The organism is Pseudoalteromonas sp. MMG006 (genome assembly GCF_018101025.1).
GTDB lineage: Bacteria > Pseudomonadota > Gammaproteobacteria > Enterobacterales > Alteromonadaceae > Pseudoalteromonas.
The window spans coordinates 1-17,571 of the sequence record NZ_JAGJEJ010000026.1 but is presented as its reverse complement, the minus strand read 5'-3'; the positions used below and the strand labels follow the sequence as shown (position 1 = coordinate 17,571).

Annotated in this window: 13 protein-coding genes; 8 read left to right on the top strand and 5 right to left on the bottom strand. The window is 39.7% G+C overall.

What is annotated here, in order from left to right:
- Positions 1–58: 58 nt before the first annotated feature.
- The 3 genes from thiL to J8L73_RS17610 are packed head-to-tail and all read left to right on the top strand — an operon-like array spanning position 59 to position 4,639.
- On the top strand, positions 59–1,033 hold the full coding sequence (gene thiL, locus J8L73_RS17620) for a thiamine-phosphate kinase (protein WP_211019034.1): 975 nt from the start codon (positions 59–61) through the stop codon (positions 1,031–1,033).
- A complete protein-coding gene (locus J8L73_RS17615; RefSeq protein WP_211000776.1) occupies positions 1,030–1,515 on the top strand; it encodes a phosphatidylglycerophosphatase A in 486 nt (161 codons plus the stop codon). The genes thiL and J8L73_RS17615 overlap by 4 nt, the downstream gene beginning before the upstream one ends.
- Before the next feature lie 37 nt (positions 1,516–1,552).
- Positions 1,553–4,639, top strand: coding sequence for a ligand-binding sensor domain-containing diguanylate cyclase (locus J8L73_RS17610; protein WP_211019032.1), 3,087 nt, complete (start codon positions 1,553–1,555; stop codon positions 4,637–4,639).
- A gap of 41 nt (positions 4,640–4,680) precedes the next feature.
- Here J8L73_RS17610 and J8L73_RS17605 read toward each other — a convergent pair whose 3' ends face one another.
- From J8L73_RS17605 to J8L73_RS17590, 4 genes are all read right to left on the bottom strand, one after another.
- Positions 4,681–6,786, bottom strand: coding sequence for a hypothetical protein (locus J8L73_RS17605; protein WP_211019054.1), 2,106 nt, complete (start codon positions 6,784–6,786; stop codon positions 4,681–4,683).
- A gap of 199 nt (positions 6,787–6,985) precedes the next feature.
- Positions 6,986–8,848, bottom strand: coding sequence for a 1-deoxy-D-xylulose-5-phosphate synthase (gene dxs, locus J8L73_RS17600; RefSeq protein ID WP_211019022.1), 1,863 nt, complete (start codon positions 8,846–8,848; stop codon positions 6,986–6,988).
- A 105-nt stretch (positions 8,849–8,953) separates the two neighbouring features.
- Positions 8,954–9,841, bottom strand: coding sequence for a (2E,6E)-farnesyl diphosphate synthase (gene ispA, locus J8L73_RS17595; RefSeq protein ID WP_211019020.1), 888 nt, complete (start codon positions 9,839–9,841; stop codon positions 8,954–8,956).
- Positions 9,842–9,843: 2 nt separating this feature from the next.
- On the bottom strand, positions 9,844–10,086 hold the full coding sequence (locus tag J8L73_RS17590) for an exodeoxyribonuclease VII small subunit (RefSeq protein WP_058548002.1): 243 nt from the start codon (positions 10,084–10,086) through the stop codon (positions 9,844–9,846).
- A gap of 308 nt (positions 10,087–10,394) precedes the next feature.
- Between J8L73_RS17590 and pomA the strand changes: the two genes are divergently transcribed.
- The 4 genes from pomA (at position 10,395) to J8L73_RS17570 (ending at position 14,790) form a co-directional block, all read left to right on the top strand.
- Positions 10,395–11,162, top strand: a complete 768-nt coding sequence (gene pomA / locus J8L73_RS17585; RefSeq protein ID WP_058548001.1) for a flagellar motor protein PomA — start codon at positions 10,395–10,397, stop codon at positions 11,160–11,162.
- A gap of 2 nt (positions 11,163–11,164) precedes the next feature.
- Entirely contained in the window at positions 11,165–12,085 is a 921-nt protein-coding gene (locus J8L73_RS17580; RefSeq protein ID WP_002961733.1) for a flagellar motor protein MotB, read from the top strand.
- Positions 12,086–12,297: 212 nt separating this feature from the next.
- Positions 12,298–12,804, top strand: coding sequence for a hypothetical protein (locus J8L73_RS17575; protein ID WP_211000780.1), 507 nt, complete (start codon positions 12,298–12,300; stop codon positions 12,802–12,804).
- A gap of 45 nt (positions 12,805–12,849) precedes the next feature.
- Complete coding sequence (locus J8L73_RS17570) at positions 12,850–14,790, top strand: DNA topoisomerase III (protein ID WP_211019018.1); 1,941 nt, start codon at positions 12,850–12,852, stop codon at positions 14,788–14,790.
- Positions 14,791–14,815: 25 nt separating this feature from the next.
- Here J8L73_RS17570 and J8L73_RS17565 read toward each other — a convergent pair whose 3' ends face one another.
- Complete coding sequence (locus J8L73_RS17565; RefSeq protein WP_211019017.1) at positions 14,816–16,126, bottom strand: amidohydrolase; 1,311 nt, start codon at positions 16,124–16,126, stop codon at positions 14,816–14,818.
- 113 nt (positions 16,127–16,239) lie between these two features.
- On the opposite strand from J8L73_RS17565, the gene J8L73_RS17560 reads away from it, so the two are divergent.
- The gene (locus J8L73_RS17560; protein ID WP_211000783.1) at positions 16,240–17,097 is read left to right on the top strand and encodes a tetratricopeptide repeat protein; all 858 of its coding nucleotides are present in this window, start codon (positions 16,240–16,242) and stop codon (positions 17,095–17,097) included.
- Positions 17,098–17,571: the final 474 nt, after the last annotated feature.

The window sequence follows — 17,571 nt, the reverse complement described above, 5'->3', positions numbered from 1 at the left end:
GCTTTGAACGTTAGTACACGTTAAAAAGGAGAGCCGGCATAGGTCGGCTTTTTTGTGTATGAAGGAATTTGAATTAATAAACCGCTACTTTAAAGGTCGCGGTATCACCCGTCGTGACGTAAATCTTGGTATTGGCGACGATTGCGCTTTAGTAACTGTGCCACAAAACTGCCAACTAGCCGTTACAACCGACACCCTTGTTGCTGGTGTACACTTTTTTGATGATATTTCCCCTCGCGCATTAGGTCACAGAGCACTTGCTGTAAATTTAAGTGATTTAGCGGCTATGGGCGCTGAGCCTACATGGGTGTCAGTTGGGTTAACGTTACCAAGCATTGACCAACAGTGGATTGAAGAATTTACAGAAGGCATGCACGAAATAGCTGAGTACTTTAACGTACAAATTATAGGGGGCGATACTACACAAGGACCGCTTACTATTACTATTTGTGCAAAAGGCACGGTACCCGAAGGCACAGCACTTCGACGTAGCGGCGCAAACGTAGGCGATTGGATTTATGTTACTGGTCCATTAGGTGATGCGGGGCTTGCAATTGAATCTCGCAAGCAAGGCATAAGTATTGAGCCAGAGCATTTAAAGTACTTGAATAAACGCTTTGATTTTCCAACTCCTCGCGTTGCTGCTGGGCAAGTATTGCGTGGTCTTGCCTCATCAGCGATTGATGTGTCTGATGGGTTGTTAGCCGACTTAAGCCATATTCTTGATATGTCTCAAGTTAATGCGTCCGTTAATGTCGAGAGTATTCCAACGTCAGATGCAATGCAGGCGAGCCTTGAATTTAAAGATCAATTACCGTTTATTCTTAATTACGGTGATGATTACGAACTCTTGTTTACAGTACCCGACAGTAATAAAAGTATGCTAGAAATAAAGCTACGCCAATATGGTGTAGATGCGACATGCATCGGGCAAATTAAAAGTGGCGATGGCCAAATAGAACTTTTACACGACGGCGAAAAGTTTGATTTTGAACAACAAGGCTTTGAGCACTTTACCAAGGAGCCGGTTTGACTTCTAAAACCAAATTTAATCTAAAACGCCCACATCAATTATTTGGCTTGGGTTTTGGTACTGGTCTTGCGCCAGTTGCACCAGGTACTTTTGGTACCTTTGCTGCTTTACCATTTATTTTTATGACCATGTATTACCCATTGTGGCTTCAAATTGTGTTTGCAGTTGTGATAAGTGTATTTGGTGTTTGGGCCTGTGGAAAAACCGCTGATGATTTAGGTGTACACGATCACCCGGCAATTGTATGGGATGAAGTGGCAGGCTATTACATTACGATGATTGGAGCTGCATTAAGCTGGCAAACTCTATTAGTTGGTTTTTTATTGTTTCGTTTTTTTGATATAGCCAAACCCGGGCCAATCCGTATGCTAGACAAACGCGTTCATGGTGGTGTTGGTATTATGGCTGATGATATATTAGCGGGTATATTTTCGCTTGTATGTTTGCAAGCATTAATAAAAGCAGGTTTACTACCCTTTTAATTTTTATCTTCAATTTGTTTAACTAGGTGGCAGCAATATGATGCGATTTTTACTGGTTTGTGTACTGATGTTGTGCGCGATGCCAAGTTGGGCCTCAATTACTGATTATGTAGTTAAGCAATGGAATATAAAAGATGGATTGCCCTCGCAATCGCTAAAAAGTGTAGTGCAAGATCAGCAAGGCTATATGTGGCTGGGCACTCAGTTTGGCTTAAGTCGATTTGACGGCACTACATTTACAAACTACAACACGCAAAATAGTCCTTTTTTACCTAGCAATGGTATTAATAAACTCTTAGTTGATGCTAATGGGCTGTTGTGGATTGGAACTAAAAGTGGTTTGGTGGTCATTAACCCAGCCACTTTTGCAGCGCAAGAATTTAATATTAAAGGCCCTGTAAGAGACATACTTGAAGACTCCAAAGGCAGTATTTGGATTGCTGCTAATGGCTTATATTATGTTGATAGAGGTCAGGTAGATTTACGCACTCAAATGAATGGGCCTTTGCCTATTGTTAACGCCACTGTAATTACTCAGATAGTTGGCTCTGTAAGTCAAATGGCGCTCTCCCCAGAGGGAATATGGCTAGTTAATGATCGTCATTTATTACGTCTTACTAAGAGCTCCTCTGATTTTTCTAAACTACGCTTAGAGCTTACCGCAAAAATATCGCTACCAGAGCGATTAGCACAAACGATTGTTCACGACCTGTCTTTTTTAAATGGAAACCTATATTTAGCGTCTGAACTCGGTGCTTACTTTTTAGATTTAGATGACGAGCTACGATCATTTCCACTGCCTAATACGAATAACTCTGCCGTTTATAAATTTATGAGCGATACTGATGGTGGCTTGTGGATTTCGACCTATGGGCGATTACTGTTTAGAGATAAAACAGGTGAGTGGCAATGGGTAGAGCCAAGTCAGCTTGACCAAAGTATATGGTTTGCTGACATGTTTAGAGATGACAAAAATAACGTGTGGCTTGCAAGCTTTAGTGAGGGTTTATGGCTTGCTCATGAAGGGCGAGTAGAAAGGCATTCTGCCGTATCGCAAATGACAGAGTCGGTTATGGCTATAAGCCAAGCTCCAGATGGAAAGCTATGGGTGGCCAATAAAAGCGGCATTGGTTATTTTGATTTAGATAAAAGCTTTATTAATTTACTACCAAGTAGCAAGTACGGCCGTGCTTCCGTTCATGACTTACAATTTGACGGAGATCGCTTATATATAGCAACTGGGCGTGGGTTATTTGTTTTTGAAAATAATACTCTTTATACCGTACCTGGGCGAGCACTGCGCGATAACCCAGTGTTTGCAATTAGTCGCTCAAGTAAAGGCGGCTTTTGGATTGGAACTGGTCGTGGTTTATATCGCTTAAACTATGCTGGCTTAACGCCTTTTGCATACAATGCTTTTTTAGGTAGTAAGTTTATTACCTATGTATTAGATAAAACAAACTTTGGCGTAATTGGTACGAGTAAAGGTGCGTATTATTTTACTGATCGCGGTATCGAAAAAATAGGCGATCAAACCACACTCGAAAGCGCATATGTAACAAGCGTGCTGCATATTGATGGTGTAGGTATTCTAATTGGCTCGCTAAACGATGGCCTTTTTTATAGAAGTACTCAAGGGCAGTGGCGACAGCTTGATGCCGCTAATGGGTTACCCTATGGATCAATATTTAGTTTAGAGTACGACAAAACCTTAAAGCATGTTTGGGTTAGTACTATGAAGGGCGTTTATAGAATGCCTGTAGAACAATTTAAAACAGATATAAAAAGTTTAAAAGTTGAAGAGGTTATTTCGTCTTTTGACCGCCAGCTAGATGGCAAAGCTAACCAGTGTTGTAGTGGCCTTGGCCACGATGCGGTTGCCGATACAGGAAGCTCTATTTGGTATCCTAGTTTGCAAGGCATAGTAGAAATTCCTAAAGATGTAGAGCTGTTTGGGCTGCTTGCAATAAAACCAAAAATAGAAACAATTACTACGCCGCTTCGTAATTTGACGACCGCTGCGCTTGGTAAAAAACCATCGCTTGAAACCGATGAACGTGACATAACCCTTACTTATACTGCAATTGACTACTATGCACCTAATAGCATTGAGTTTAGATATAAGTTAACAGGCCTAGATAGTGATTGGCGTTATGCAAATACTCGCCGTGAAGCTATTTATACAAATTTACCAGCTGGCTCATTTTTATTTCAGTTAGAAGCTAAGCGTCAAGGTGAAGATTGGACTAAAGCGCAAGAAGCTGAGTATGGGTTTACAGTCCCAGAGCGCTTTGACGAAACCATTTACTTTAGATTGCTAATTACCAGCGGTTTTATCTTATTAATTTATCTAGTGTTCTGGGTGTTTAGAGCGCAGGAACGCAGAAAACAAGAAGCACTCGAAGGACTTATTACAGAGCGTACATTAGAGCTTCGCCAAGCTAACGACAAGCTAGGGCAAGTAAACTCACAGCTTAAGTTAGTAAGCCACTCAGATGAGCTCACGGGCCTTCGTAGCCGTCGCTTTTTGTTCGACCAGCTCCCTAAGGATATAGAGCACTTTCAGCGTAATTCACAATCGCTGCAAGCTCAGGGAAAATCGCTGGTATTAGTAATTATTAACTTTGATAACTTTAGCCGTATCAACGATGCTTATGGCCCAATTGCAGGTGACAGTTGCTTACAGCAAATGGCTGCATTATTAAACTCCCGTACTCAGGGGTCTGATTATGTAGCACGTTGGAGTGGAGACGAATTTTTACTATTACTACGTGACTTTAAGTGTAATAAAATAGATGGTTATGCATCTGATTTATGTAAATCTATAGCCAATAACTCGTTTCAATTACCCAATGGTAAAACAACAAGTATTACGGCATCGATCGGCTGGTCATTTTACCCGTTACCCTTATTAGGCGGCCAAGTTATTAGCTGGGAAACCTCTATTAACTTAGCAGATATAGCACTTCATCAAGTTAAAAAACGTGGTGGTGACGGTGTCGCTAATATTACTTTTGATGAGCAACTAGATGCATTCGAATTTGAACAAAACTCTAATGTTGATCAGCAATTGGGTATTCTACAAAGTAACGGCTTGGCAGATATAAAGGTGTGGATGCGATAATGCCCGACCAATGTTATTGGTCAGGCATGGTGAGGTTAACTCTATTTGTTAAGCCATGCTGGTAATATTGCAACCGACTCTGGTGCTGTAAATGCTGTGCTGGCGTCAGCGCTAATATCGCCTCCGGTAATACTTAAAATATTATTAAAGCGCATAACCACGTTATTTGACTTTTCTGCTACGTATAAATCAGTTCCGGTATACATTATATCAACAGGGTTACCGAGTAAGGTATTTGGGCCGCTAATAGTAGTACTTATATTTACTAGGCCTGATGCCGTTGCAACGTTATTTAACACGTATATCTTTCCATCATCAGCAATCGTTGCACTCCCAACATCTGAGAGTATTAACGAGTCACTTAATGAGTCATAGTCGACGCCGTGTATATTACTTGGTGCCTCTACAGCTGCGCCTGCGTTTGCAGGGTTTATAAGTCTATCCTCAACTGCAATGTTAGTACTACCGGACATTAGTTTGCTTTTAACTTCGTCAAATACAGCAACGGTTCCGTTTGTGAGTGCTACAAAAGCTCGGTCAGTATTTGCATCGTAATCAACATCCCAAGGACGGGCATCGTTTGCAAAAGTAAGCGTCATTAACGGACTCGTATCCCCCGTGGTACACGTTGAAAATATAGAAATACTTGGAGTATCTTCATTGTTTTCTGCAACTAAAATCATACCGCTATCAGAGGCTACATCAAGACCTTTGGGTGATATAAGACCCGTATTTGAACCAGTAATAATACTGTCTTGGTTTATATTATAACTTTGCCCATCTCTGTTTATTGCGACTTTATTTGAAATAACAATTCCGCCAATAGAGGTTGTACTATTATCGAATGTTGTATAGCTATTTCCTGCTTTATCAAAGGCTACACTTTCGATTGTTTGACTTGCGTTATAATTGCCAATTTCTGTGTTAAGTTGGGAGCTTAGACGACTAATTTGCCCAGTTGTTTCACCCGCAGTGCTTGGGTTACTGCTTACCGCAACACCTAGAAGTGCCAGGTTAGCGGTATCACTATCAGAAATGTCAGGCATCTCATTTTGCATACCAAGTTTAGTAATTGACTCAGGTTTAATTGTTGAAGTGACTAAATCTGGCGTAATATCGCCGCTTTCGCCTGTGAATATATTGCTAAACACAAGAACGGCATCATTTGATTTTTCGGCTACACGTAAGTCACTGCCTTCAAGGCTTATATCTACTGGATTACCAAGCATTGTCGCTGGACCTGCAATACTACGTGCAACGCTTACTAAGCCTTCTGCAGTTGAAGCATTATTAATTACAAACAGCGAACCATCGGTTGCGTCTGTGGCACTGCCAACATCAGACAAAACAAGTTTATTAGTATTTGAGTCATAAACAATACCATGAATATTTACAGAGATTTGCGTGCCATCATTATTACTAGGGGTAATAGTGCGACTAGGCATTGCAGCAAATTCACCACCAACAAAGTTATCGTAAACGGCTACATCGCCATTTGTAAGTGCTACGTAAAGACGGTCGTTAGATTCATCATAATCAACATCCCACGGTGCAGCTTCTGTAATGGTTGTTCCTAGAGGAGTTGCATCTCCAGCAGCTGTAGCGCCAAAAGTCGTTACTTGCATAGCACCAAAGTCAGCAATAAAAATAAGGCCACTCTTTTGTGATACAGCTATTCCTTTAGGGTTTACCAGTGTTGTGTTAGTACCTGTTATTTCACGATCTGTATTGGAGGTAAATTCTGCACCGTCAGCCCGATTTGCAAGCTGACAAATGGTTTTTATACTGGCACTTTCGCTTGCTTGTAATAAATTACCAAGGCTATCAAATGCAACACCTTCGTTAGCAGTTGTATTAAAGGTTTTTAGTTTAGAGGCATTTTGGTTAATTAAATCAATGGTGCCAGTATTACTCTCGCCATTGTTTGCTAACACAAATGTTGCTGATGCAAAACCTGGGCTGCCATTTGTACCGTCGGTCCCGTTTAGTCCATCGGTGCCTGCAATACCATCTACGCCGTTCTCACCGTCGTCTGAGCTACAGCCTGTAATGCCGATTAATACTGCAAGTGTTAAAGCTGAAAAACTAAGCGTATGTTTAAGCGTATTTTTTTGTGCAGAATGAGTTATTAAATTAGCTTTATTCATCATTTTTACCTTTTAAATATTCCATTAAATTTAGGTAAATAACGCGCTTGCTTATATTGCATAGACTAAGCGGCACCGATTATTTACATGTTAACCTCATATCGATAACGGCTTAAAAGTAAAACTGGATGCAAAAGAGTTAATATTAAAAATAAAAAAGGAGCCTTAAGGCTCCTTTTTAATAAATTTAGTAAATAGATTAAGCGATAAACGATTTAATTGAGCTTAAAATACCTTGCTCACCTAAGCCCATTTCGTCATGCATTTGCGCTTGTGTACCGTGCTTAATAAATTCATCAGGGATACCTAAATTGAGTACGTGAATACGGGCTTTAATACTTGCCAGATATTCATTAACTGCAGATCCTGCACCACCACTAATAGCATTATCCTCTAGGGTAACTATTACATCATGGCTTTGAGCAAGCTCATCTAAAAGTGTTGTATCAAGCGGTTTAATAAAACGCATGTTAACAAGCGTTGCGTTTAATTCATTCGCTGCAAGCTGGGCGTTTTCGAGTAATGTGCCAAACGACAAAATAGCAATTTTAGCACCTTGTTTAACTGTACTTGCTTTACCTACTTCGATAAGTTGCATATCGCTTTGAATATCTGCAGTACCGGCACTTCCGCGAGGGTAGCGTACAGCTACAGGGCAATTAGCTTTGTAACCTGTGTACAACATTTGACGGCATTCATTAGTATCGCTAGGTGCCATAATAACCATATTAGGTATACAGCGCATAAAGCTTAAGTCATAAGCACCTTGGTGAGTTTCACCGTCAGCACCAACGATGCCTGCACGGTCAATGGCAAATAGTACCGGCAAGTTTTGTAGGGCTACATCGTGAATGAGTTGATCGTATGCACGTTGTAAAAAGCTTGAGTAAATAGCAACTACAGGCTTTAAACCCTCACAGGCTAAACCTGCGGCAAGAGTTACAGCGTGTTGCTCAGCTATAGCTACGTCAAAATATTGCTCAGGGTGTTCTTTTGAAAAGCGCACCATGCCTGAACCTTCGCGCATGGCTGGTGTTATTGCCATCAGCTTGCTGTCTTGCTCGGCCATATCGCACAGCCAATCACCAAATACTTTTGAAAACGTAGCGGCGCCGGGTTTAGACTTAGGTAAGCTTGAAGTGCTCGGGTCGAATTTTGGTACACCATGATAGCCAATAGGATCGGCTTCTGCTGGCTTATAGCCCTTACCTTTTTGCGTTTTTATATGTAAAAGCTGTGGGCCTTTTAAATTACGCATATTACGAAGCGTATCGACGAGCATGTTTACATCGTGCCCATCAATAGGACCAATGTAATTTAGGCCTAACTCTTCAAAAAAGGTACCAGGTATAACCATACCTTTAAGGTGCTCTTCCATTCTGCTGGCAAGCTCTTTTACTGGCGGCACGCCAGAGAGTAACTTTTTACTGCCTTCACGAATATTAGTATAAAAACTACCTGACAAAATACGTGCAAAGTGATTTGTTAATGCGCCAACATTTTCAGAAATCGACATTTCGTTATCATTTAAAATAATAAGCATGTCTGATTTTACGTCACCTAAATGATTCATCGCTTCAAAGGCCATGCCTGCAGTAATAGCACCATCGCCAATAACTGCAACGGTTTTACGTCCAACGCCTTCTTTTTTTGCAGCTATAGACATACCTAATGCTGCTGAAATAGATGTGCTTGAATGCCCTACGCTAAAAGTATCGTATTCGCTTTCATCTCTAAACGGGAAAGGGTGCAAGCCGTCTTTTTGACGAATAGTGTGCATTAAATCACGACGACCAGTTAATATTTTATGTGGGTAGGCTTGGTGTCCAACATCCCATACAACACGATCTTCTGGTGTGTTATATACATAATGTAGTGCAACTGTTAGCTCAACTGTTCCTAAACCAGACGCTAAATGACCGCTACTTTGCGATACTGAGTTGAGTAAGTAATCGCGCAGCTCGTTGCTAAAAGCAGGAAGTTTATCTTGCGCTAAATCACGCAGCTGTGCTGGTTCGTCAACCAAATTAAGTAATGGATACTTGCTACTATCAAGTGTCATGGTTTTATATATATCCTTCGCTAACATTAATTAAAACAAAGCGTTTATGAGTAATTAATGTTGAGTAATAATGTCAGTGCTAATTGCAATACGCTAAAGCGGTTATTAATGGTCACGCTCAATAAGGTAATTTGCTAGCGACGCAAGATGTGTTGTGTCAGCATCTATTTTTGCAAGCGCTTCGTGGGCTTGCTGTATTAAACTTTGCGCCTTTTCTTTAGCGCCTAGCATACCTAATAACGCCGGATATGTCGCTTTATTCGCGGCGATATCTGACCCTTGAGGCTTACCTAAAATAACAGTGTCGCCCTCAACATCTAAAATATCGTCGTGCACTTGAAAGGCCAGCCCTATAGCATACCCAAAAATGCTTAAGTTTTCTAAAGTTTGTTTATCGGCATTTTCGCTACACAATGCACCAAGTGTAATAGCACAGTTAATGAGTGCACCGGTTTTTAGTTTATGTATACGTTCAAGTTCTTGAACGGTAACTGCTTTATTTGTTGCTGCAATATCTAAAGATTGACCACCAACCATACCTTCAAGGCCTGAAGCTTTGGCAAGTTGGGCGATTATTTTTACTTGTGTTTGTGAAGAGCATGCAAATTGGTGGTTTGCAATTAACTCAAAGGCGAGAGTTTGTAATGCGTCACCTGCTAAAATAGCATGCGCTTCACCAAACTCTATATGGCAAGTAGGGCGACCACGGCGTAAATCGTCATCATCCATTGCAGGTAAATCATCATGGACGAGCGAGTAGCTATGAATACATTCAATAGCGCCTGCCAATACGTCTAAATCTTGTTTTTTAGCACCTAGCATTTCGCCGGTGGCATACACTAAAAATGGGCGTAGTCTTTTGCCACCATTAAATAATCCATACTCAGTAGCACTTTTTATTGCTTGCTCTGTATCGAGAGGTTGGTCAAAATGCTGTTGTAAAGTAGCTACGACATCTTTTTGAGCACGTTTAATATAATCTTTAATGCTCACAGCTATTCCATATCGTTATCAAAGTTTGTAAGTGCAGACTTTTCGCTGTTACCCATCAAAATTGATACTTTTTGCTCTGCTTGCTGTAATTTTCCTGATGAGGCACTCGCTAATGCAATTCCGCGTTCAAATTGTTTAAGGGATTGCTCAAGCGATAAATCACCTTGTTCCATATCACTAACAATTGTTGATAATTCTTCTAGTGCTTGTTCGAAACTTAAGTTTTCAGGTTTTTTAGTCGCCATCTTTATTTCAGCTTACATAATAAATTTTGGGGTCAATTTTAGGGGGAATGCTAAACTAGGTCAAAGGATGATATTGGTTTTTTATCTTTACGACATTAAATTATATTTAGTTGCATTAATAGCGCCTTAACAACACTCTTAATAAATAATAAATTAGGCTGCACATATAACTTGATCTAAAATAGTGCTAAAGGCTACTTTTTATGTTTATTTATAAAAATGGCTTAAGCAATTCAGTATGTTGCCGATAAGCAGATAACAATAAAAGTTTATTATAAGGCATTGAACATGAAACCTCTGGAGGAAATGTGGATTTAGCAACCATAATCGGGATCCTAGGCGCAATTGGCTTAATTGTCATGTCTATGTTTATGAGTAGTAGCGGTGAAATGGCTATGTTTGCCGATGCTCCTTCAAGTGTCATTGTATTTGGCGGCTCACTATTTATTGTTTTATCAAATTTCACCATGTCTCAATTTTTAGGCATAGGCAAAGTGGTTGGTAAGGCATTTATGTTTAAAATAGAATCCCCTGAAGAGCTAATAGAAAAAGCAGTAGAACTTGCTGATTCAGCACGTAAAGGTGGTTTTTTAGCCCTTGAAGAAGCTGAAATTCCTAATCCATTTATGCGTAAAGGCGTAGATATGCTTGTTGATGGGCATGATGCTGACGTTGTGCGTGCCACACTTCAAAAAGATATTTCTTTAACCACTACTCGCCACGAAATGGGCGCGGGTTTATTTAAGTCACTTGCTGATATAGCGCCTGCTATGGGCATGATTGGTACACTTATTGGCTTGGTTGCTATGTTATCTAACATGGACGACCCTAAAGCAATTGGACCCGCAATGGCTGTAGCACTATTAACTACTTTATATGGTGCGTTTTTAGCAAACGTTGTAGCAATTCCAATTCAGGTAAAACTCGAACTACGTAAAGACGAAGAAGCAATGAACCAACGTTTAATTTTGGATGCAATTTTAGGTATCCAAGATGGTCAAAACCCAAAAGTAATTGAAGGTATTTTGAAAAACTACTTAGCTGAATCTAAACGTAAAGTAGATACCGAGGAGTAACCATGTCTGATCAAGAGTGCAAATGCCCACCACCAGGCTTACCTGCTTGGATGGGAACGTTTGCCGATTTAATGTCATTATTAATGTGCTTCTTTGTACTCTTGCTTGCGTTTTCAGAAATGGATGTACTTAAATTTAAACAAATAGCAGGCTCGATGAAGTTTGCATTTGGTGTGCAAAATAAAATAGAAGTAAAAGATATCCCCAAAGGCACGTCTGTTATTGCCATGGAATTTACCCCAGGTAAACCAGAGCCAACCCCCATAGAAACCATTCAACAACAAACTGTAGAAATGACCCAGCAAATGCTTGAGTTTCAAGCAGGTGATGAAAGCTCAGCCGGTGGTAGGCAAGAGCAGCGAGGAGATAAACGCGGAGGGGAGTCGCGTAGCACTTCGCAAGAACAATCGTCAGAGCAAGCAACTTCAGCGGCCGATCAAGAGCAAACAAATGAGTTAGTTAAAAAAATAGCGCAACAACTCGAAAAGCAAATTATAGATGGTGCAATAGAGCTTGAATCTTTAGGGCAGCAAATTATTATTCGTATTCGTGAAAATGGCTCATTTCCCTCAGGGAGTGCATTTTTACAACCTAAGTTTAAACCTATCATTCAAGATATTGGTGTGCTGTTAAAAGATGTACCTGGCGAAATTACTGTTTCGGGACATACCGACGATTTTCAGGTTTCAAATGAGTTATATATTAATAATTGGGACTTATCGTCAAAGCGTGCTGTAGCAGTCGCAAGCGAGCTGCAAACAGTGCAAGGGTTTGATAAAAACCGGATGATGGTAGTAGGGCGTGCCGATACTCGCCCACTTGTTCCAAACGATTCAAATGAAGATCGCCGAAGAAACCGTCGAGTAGAAATATCAATCTTGCAAGGTAAGGCTAAAGAGTCTGATCCTATTGATGTGCGATAAGTTATTGCTTTGTGTTATATCTCATTATATTTGCTTTAATTTAAGGTACTTAATTACCTAAGTATCTTGGCAATTTCATCATTTTAGCTTACAGTACATTTCCTTAACATATGTAATGGAGTGCCTGTGAAAATAATCAATAAATATTGCGACATGCCGGGTAATGGTGATGGTACTGATGACGATACAAAAACAAAATAGGGCAGAGTATTTTGCCTGAATGGTTTTTGTATATTGTTAGTATTTTAAGTAAAAGCTGGGTTTTAATGCTAAGCCCGGCTATTTTTATATTTTTTGTATTTAAAGATCGCCTAGCCTTTCGATTTGTACTACTTACCGCAGCTTTTTTCCTCCTTGGTAACCTAACTGCTTCAAGCCTAAGAGCGTTTGATGACATTTATATTTATCGTTATTTAGTTTGGGCGCTCACAGATATTATTTGGATGGCACTCATAGCCTATTGGGGGATAAAGGATAAAGTTTATTTATGGCAATGTGTTATTGGGCAACTAGTTGTTATTGGCGCACCTATATTACAGCTATTCCGATTAGTTGATCGCCACTTGTGGGATTTAGCTTACAGTACCGTTATTTATCAAACCCTAATGCCATTTATCAATATTGCCACGGTGGTTGTATGCTATTTACCTTTAATTATCCTTTTCACTAAGCAAGGCAGTGTAAGGTCAAAAAGAGAAAACTCCTCACCTTTAAAATAGTTGTGCTAAACTACTGTTTATATAAACAGTGAGTGAGCGACTCCCATGAAACTCTACATTGCAGAAAAACCATCACTAGGCAGAGCAATTGCTGATGCCTTACCAAAACCACATAAAAAACACGATGGGTATATAGAAGTAGCTAATGGTGATTGTGTCTCGTGGTGTATAGGGCACTTACTTGAGCAAGCAGAGCCTGATGACTACGATGAGCGCTTCAAAAAATGGCAATTTGAACACCTTCCTATTGTGCCTGAGCAGTGGCAGCTAAAGGCTAAAACGAAAACTCGCAAGCAATTAACTATTTTAAAAAAGCTAATTAAACAAGCATCAGTGTTAGTTCATGCTGGTGATCCCGACCGCGAGGGTCAACTTTTGGTGGATGAGGTAATAGAGCAAGCCAAAATAAGCAAAACTAAAAAGCAAAGTATTCAGCGTTTACTAATAAGCGATTTAAACTTAGCAGCAGTTAAAAAAGCACTTAGTAGTATGCGCTCTAATCGCGAATTTATTCCACTTAGTGTGTCTGCACTTGCACGTTCACGAGCGGATTGGCTTTTTGGTATGAACCTTACTCGGGCCTATACTTTAGCGGGGCAAAAAGCTGGTTTTGGTAATGTGCTATCAGTTGGGCGCGTTCAAACTCCTATTTTAGGCTTAGTGGTTAACCGCGATAACGAAATAGCTAATTTTGTATCAAAACCATTTTATGAAGTGTTGGCGCATTTAGTTACTCCAAAGCAGCAGTTATTTACAGCTAAGTGGGTGCCGAGTAAAGCTTGCGAGCCTCATCAAGATGAAGAAGGGCGGGTATTAAATAAAGCACTCGCCGAAAATGTAGCTTCGCGTATAACTAATCAAAAAGGAGAGGTAACAGCACTTGAACAAAAACAAAAAAAACAAACTGCACCTTTGCCTTATAATTTATCTTCACTTCAAATAGATGCTGCAAAGGCATTTGGTATGGCTGCTCAGCAGGTGCTTGATATTTGCCAAACACTTTATGAGCGCCATAAATTAATTACTTACCCTCGTTCAGATAATCGTTATTTACCTAAAGAACATCATTTAGATGCGCCTTCAATTTTAAAAGCAATTGCAGCTAATGGCGGACAAAACACTGAGTTTGTGAATGGGGCTGATGCTAAAAAACGCAGTAAATGCTTTAACGATTCAAAAGTTGCTGCGCACCATGCAATTGTGCCCACAGCAAAGCAGCTAAAAACTGCAAACTTAGCTTCTGAAGAAACTAAAGTGTATCAGCTTATATGTAGGCATTATTTGATTCAGTTTTACCCAGACTACATTTACAACGAAACTAAAACTGAGATAACAATTGCTGGTGGTTTATTTAAAGCAAATGCCAAGCAAGACGTAAGTTTGGGTTTTAAGGTGTTAATGGGTAAAGGCGAGCTAAAAGATGAAGCAACATTACCTCATTTAGCTAAAGGGATGGCGCTTAATTGCACTAAAGGTGAGGTTGTTGAAAAGCATACTACACCTCCATCACATTTTACTGATGCAACATTGTTGGCTGCGATGACGGGCATTAGCCGTTACGTTAAAGATCCACAAATTAAAAAAATATTAAAAGAGACCGATGGTTTAGGTACCGAGGCTACACGCGCAGGTATTATTGAACTGTTATTTAGACGTCGCTTTTTAAAGCGTGAAGGTAAGGCAATTAAAGCAACCGAAACCGGTTTGGCGCTTATTAGTGTTTTACCACAAGGCCTAGCAAGTCCCGACTTAACGGCTAAGTGGGAGTCGAGCTTAGGGGATATAGCGCAACAAGCAATGAGTTATCAGCAGTTTTTACAGCCATTACTTGCAGAGCTTGAAAGCTTTGTACAGCAGGCAGCTAATTGCGATAACCAAGTATTTTCAAAACTACCTAAAACATCTCCTAAAAAACGCTTTGCTAAGCAAGGCAAAAAAGCGCCTTATAAAAAATCAAATTACAAAAAGAGCTCAGCGACTACTTAATAGCCGAGCTCTTGAGTACTGCTTGTTAATTATTAAATAAAGCAACTGCAGCGTTACTCATCGCTTTTATACCTGTAGGTAGCGCCACTTTATAATCAGGTGCAAACTTACTTGAATGTAATGAAGGGAGTGTTTCGTTATTTTTCATCGCTTTTGCATATTGTTGTTGGTTAACTCCGCCTAACCAAAATAAAGTAATAGGGATGTTTTCATCTGTTCTGCCGTATAATCCAAAGTCTTCACCAGCCATAACCGCTTTTGTTTCAAGCACATTAGTTGCGCCAATTGCATCAGCAATAGCACTTCTAACTACATTGGTTTGCTCCGGGTTATTGTAAGTAGATGGTATGGACTCATCTTCATGGACATAAACAACAGGGTAGAGTGACTCTTCAAGTCCAGCGCTTTGAGCAATACCCGCTGTAATACGTTTTATTGCCGCTATTTGAGCTGTACGAACGTCAGGATTGTAACTTCTTAAAGTAAGTTGTAGTTTTACTTCATCTGAAATTACATTATGTTTTGAACCACCATGAATAGAGCCCACAGTAATAACTGAAGGTTCAAGTGGAGAAAGCTCACGACTCGTAATTGTTTGAAGTGCTAATACAGTGCGTGCAGCAATAACAACAGGATCAACGGTAGTATGCGGGTAAGCGCCATGGCCGCCTTTACCTTTTATAGTAATATCTACTGAATCAACACTTGCCATAGTATACTCATTTTTCATTGATACTTTACCTGCAGGCACACTGGCACTTACATGTAATGCAATGACGTGGTCGGGTTTCGCGTATTTACTAAATAAACCTTCATTTAGCATTGCTTTTGCACCACCGCCTACTTCTTCTGCAGGTTGAGCAACCATCATTAACGTGCCTTGCCATTTATTTTTATGGGCAATAAGTTGCTCAGCTGTACCAATAAATGAGCTCATATGTATATCGTGACCACAGCCATGCATAACACCTACATTAGCGCCGTGCTCATCTATAACTTTTACTTTAGACGCATACGCTTTACCAGTTTGCTCAACAATAGGTAAGCCATCTGTATCAGTGCGGATCATAATAGTAGGCCCGCTACCATTTTTATATATTCCAACCACACCAAAGCCACCTACGTTATCGGTTACATCAAAACCAAGCTTAGATAACTGAGAAGCTATTTTTTTTCCTGTTTCTTCTTCATGGTAAGAAAGCTCAGGAGATTGATGTAAATCGAGGTAAAACTTTTCTATGGCAGGCATCGTTTTTGATAAGTTCAAATCAAGTGGTTGCGCGTTTAGTATTGGACTTGCTAATAAAAGTGCTGCACTTAAATAGGTAAATTTCATAGTTTCCCTCGTTGTTTAATATCTATACCAAGTGATTTATAGGTATATGACTTGTAATTATTATGTTCACCACCATATAAAAACCTAAATAAATGAATATGGCAATAAATTCAATGAGCAACATAGTTAGTATTAACGCACAAAACCTACAGCAAGTACTTGGTGAAACATCACAGCAAAAGCTGGTTTTATTAAACTTCTACTCTCCGCAGAGTCCAGAATGCATTAGCCAATTATCAATACTGGATAAATTAGCGGGCGAATATACTGACTATATTGTAGTAGCAAACCTTGATTGTGATGCAGAGCAAGCATTAGCCTCTCAGTTAGCGCAACAAGTAGGGTTACAAACATTACCTACGCTTGTGCTATTAAAAGACTCTGCACCGGTTGATCTGTTAGCGGGAGCGCAAACCGAAAACCAAATAAGAGAATCACTAGGCAAGCATTTACCAGCTCAGCAAGATTTATTATTAGAGCAGGCTAAGCAAGCTTTATTAAAGTCAGACCTAAATGCTGCATTTAACTACGCAAAACAGGCCTATGAAATTGACAATAAGAATGCTCGCATAAAATTGGTGCTTGCAGATATATGTATTCAAATTCATAAATTAGATGATGCCCAAGCATTGATTGATACAATTGATGCACAAGAGCAAGATGCATACTTTCATAACATAAAGGCAAAATGCGAAGCAGCTATAGAGGCAACTGATTCTCCAGAAATAAAAGAAAAACAATCTCAAGTTGAAAAATACCCAAATGACTTAGAGTTAAAAGAAGAGCTAAGTATTTTACTCAATGAAGCAGGCAGAAAAGAAGAAGCATTAGATGTACTATTTAAAGTGCTGCAAAAAGATTTGAATTTCAATGAAGCAAAACCAAACTTTTTAGCCATTATTGCCTCTTTACCTGATGGCGATGCACTTGCAGCAAAGTATCGTCGTAAGTTATATAGTATTTTATACTAGATTTTAATAACTGTTACTGTTGAGAAGCACCTATATAAGGTGCTTTTTTCATTTTTAAGGATTTAATTAAAAGCTTTAGCATGGGTTTACTATGTATAACCAAGAGTTATCAACAGGGTTTTGTGGGTAACTTGTGCTTATCGTGTGCGCTTGCTTGGGGCTTAATTTTAATTACTATTTTATGTAAATAACGCTTGCGTAAGAATTGAATCTCCCTATAATGCGACCCCACTGAGACGGGAAACGCCGACGCATAGCAAGGCAGCAGCGGCTCAGAGAGTTAAGTAAAACTTCGGTTTTAAATCTTCTAAAAAGAAAGTTTAAAACAAAGTGTTGACTCAAAAAATAAAGGGTGTATTATTCGCATCCCTTGAGGCGCTAAAGCGACTCAAAACGTTCTTTAACAATATAAAGCAATCATCTGTGTGGGCACTCGTACAGGTTGAGTTCTAACAGCCAAACTACTTAGGTAGT

Coding starts and splice junctions, on each gene's coding strand:
- thiL (WP_211019034.1), top strand. CDS start 59: ATGAAGGAATTTGAATTAATAAACCGCTACTTTAAAGGTCGCGGTATC.
- J8L73_RS17565 (WP_211019017.1), bottom strand. CDS start 16,126: ATGAAATTTACCTATTTAAGTGCAGCACTTTTATTAGCAAGTCCAATA.
- J8L73_RS17560 (WP_211000783.1), top strand. CDS start 16,240: ATGAGCAACATAGTTAGTATTAACGCACAAAACCTACAGCAAGTACTT.
- J8L73_RS17580 (WP_002961733.1), top strand. CDS start 11,165: ATGTCTGATCAAGAGTGCAAATGCCCACCACCAGGCTTACCTGCTTGG.
- J8L73_RS17590 (WP_058548002.1), bottom strand. CDS start 10,086: ATGGCGACTAAAAAACCTGAAAACTTAAGTTTCGAACAAGCACTAGAA.
- dxs (WP_211019022.1), bottom strand. CDS start 8,848: ATGACACTTGATAGTAGCAAGTATCCATTACTTAATTTGGTTGACGAA.
- J8L73_RS17605 (WP_211019054.1), bottom strand. CDS start 6,786: ATGAATAAAGCTAATTTAATAACTCATTCTGCACAAAAAAATACGCTT.
- J8L73_RS17610 (WP_211019032.1), top strand. CDS start 1,553: ATGATGCGATTTTTACTGGTTTGTGTACTGATGTTGTGCGCGATGCCA.
- J8L73_RS17570 (WP_211019018.1), top strand. CDS start 12,850: ATGAAACTCTACATTGCAGAAAAACCATCACTAGGCAGAGCAATTGCT.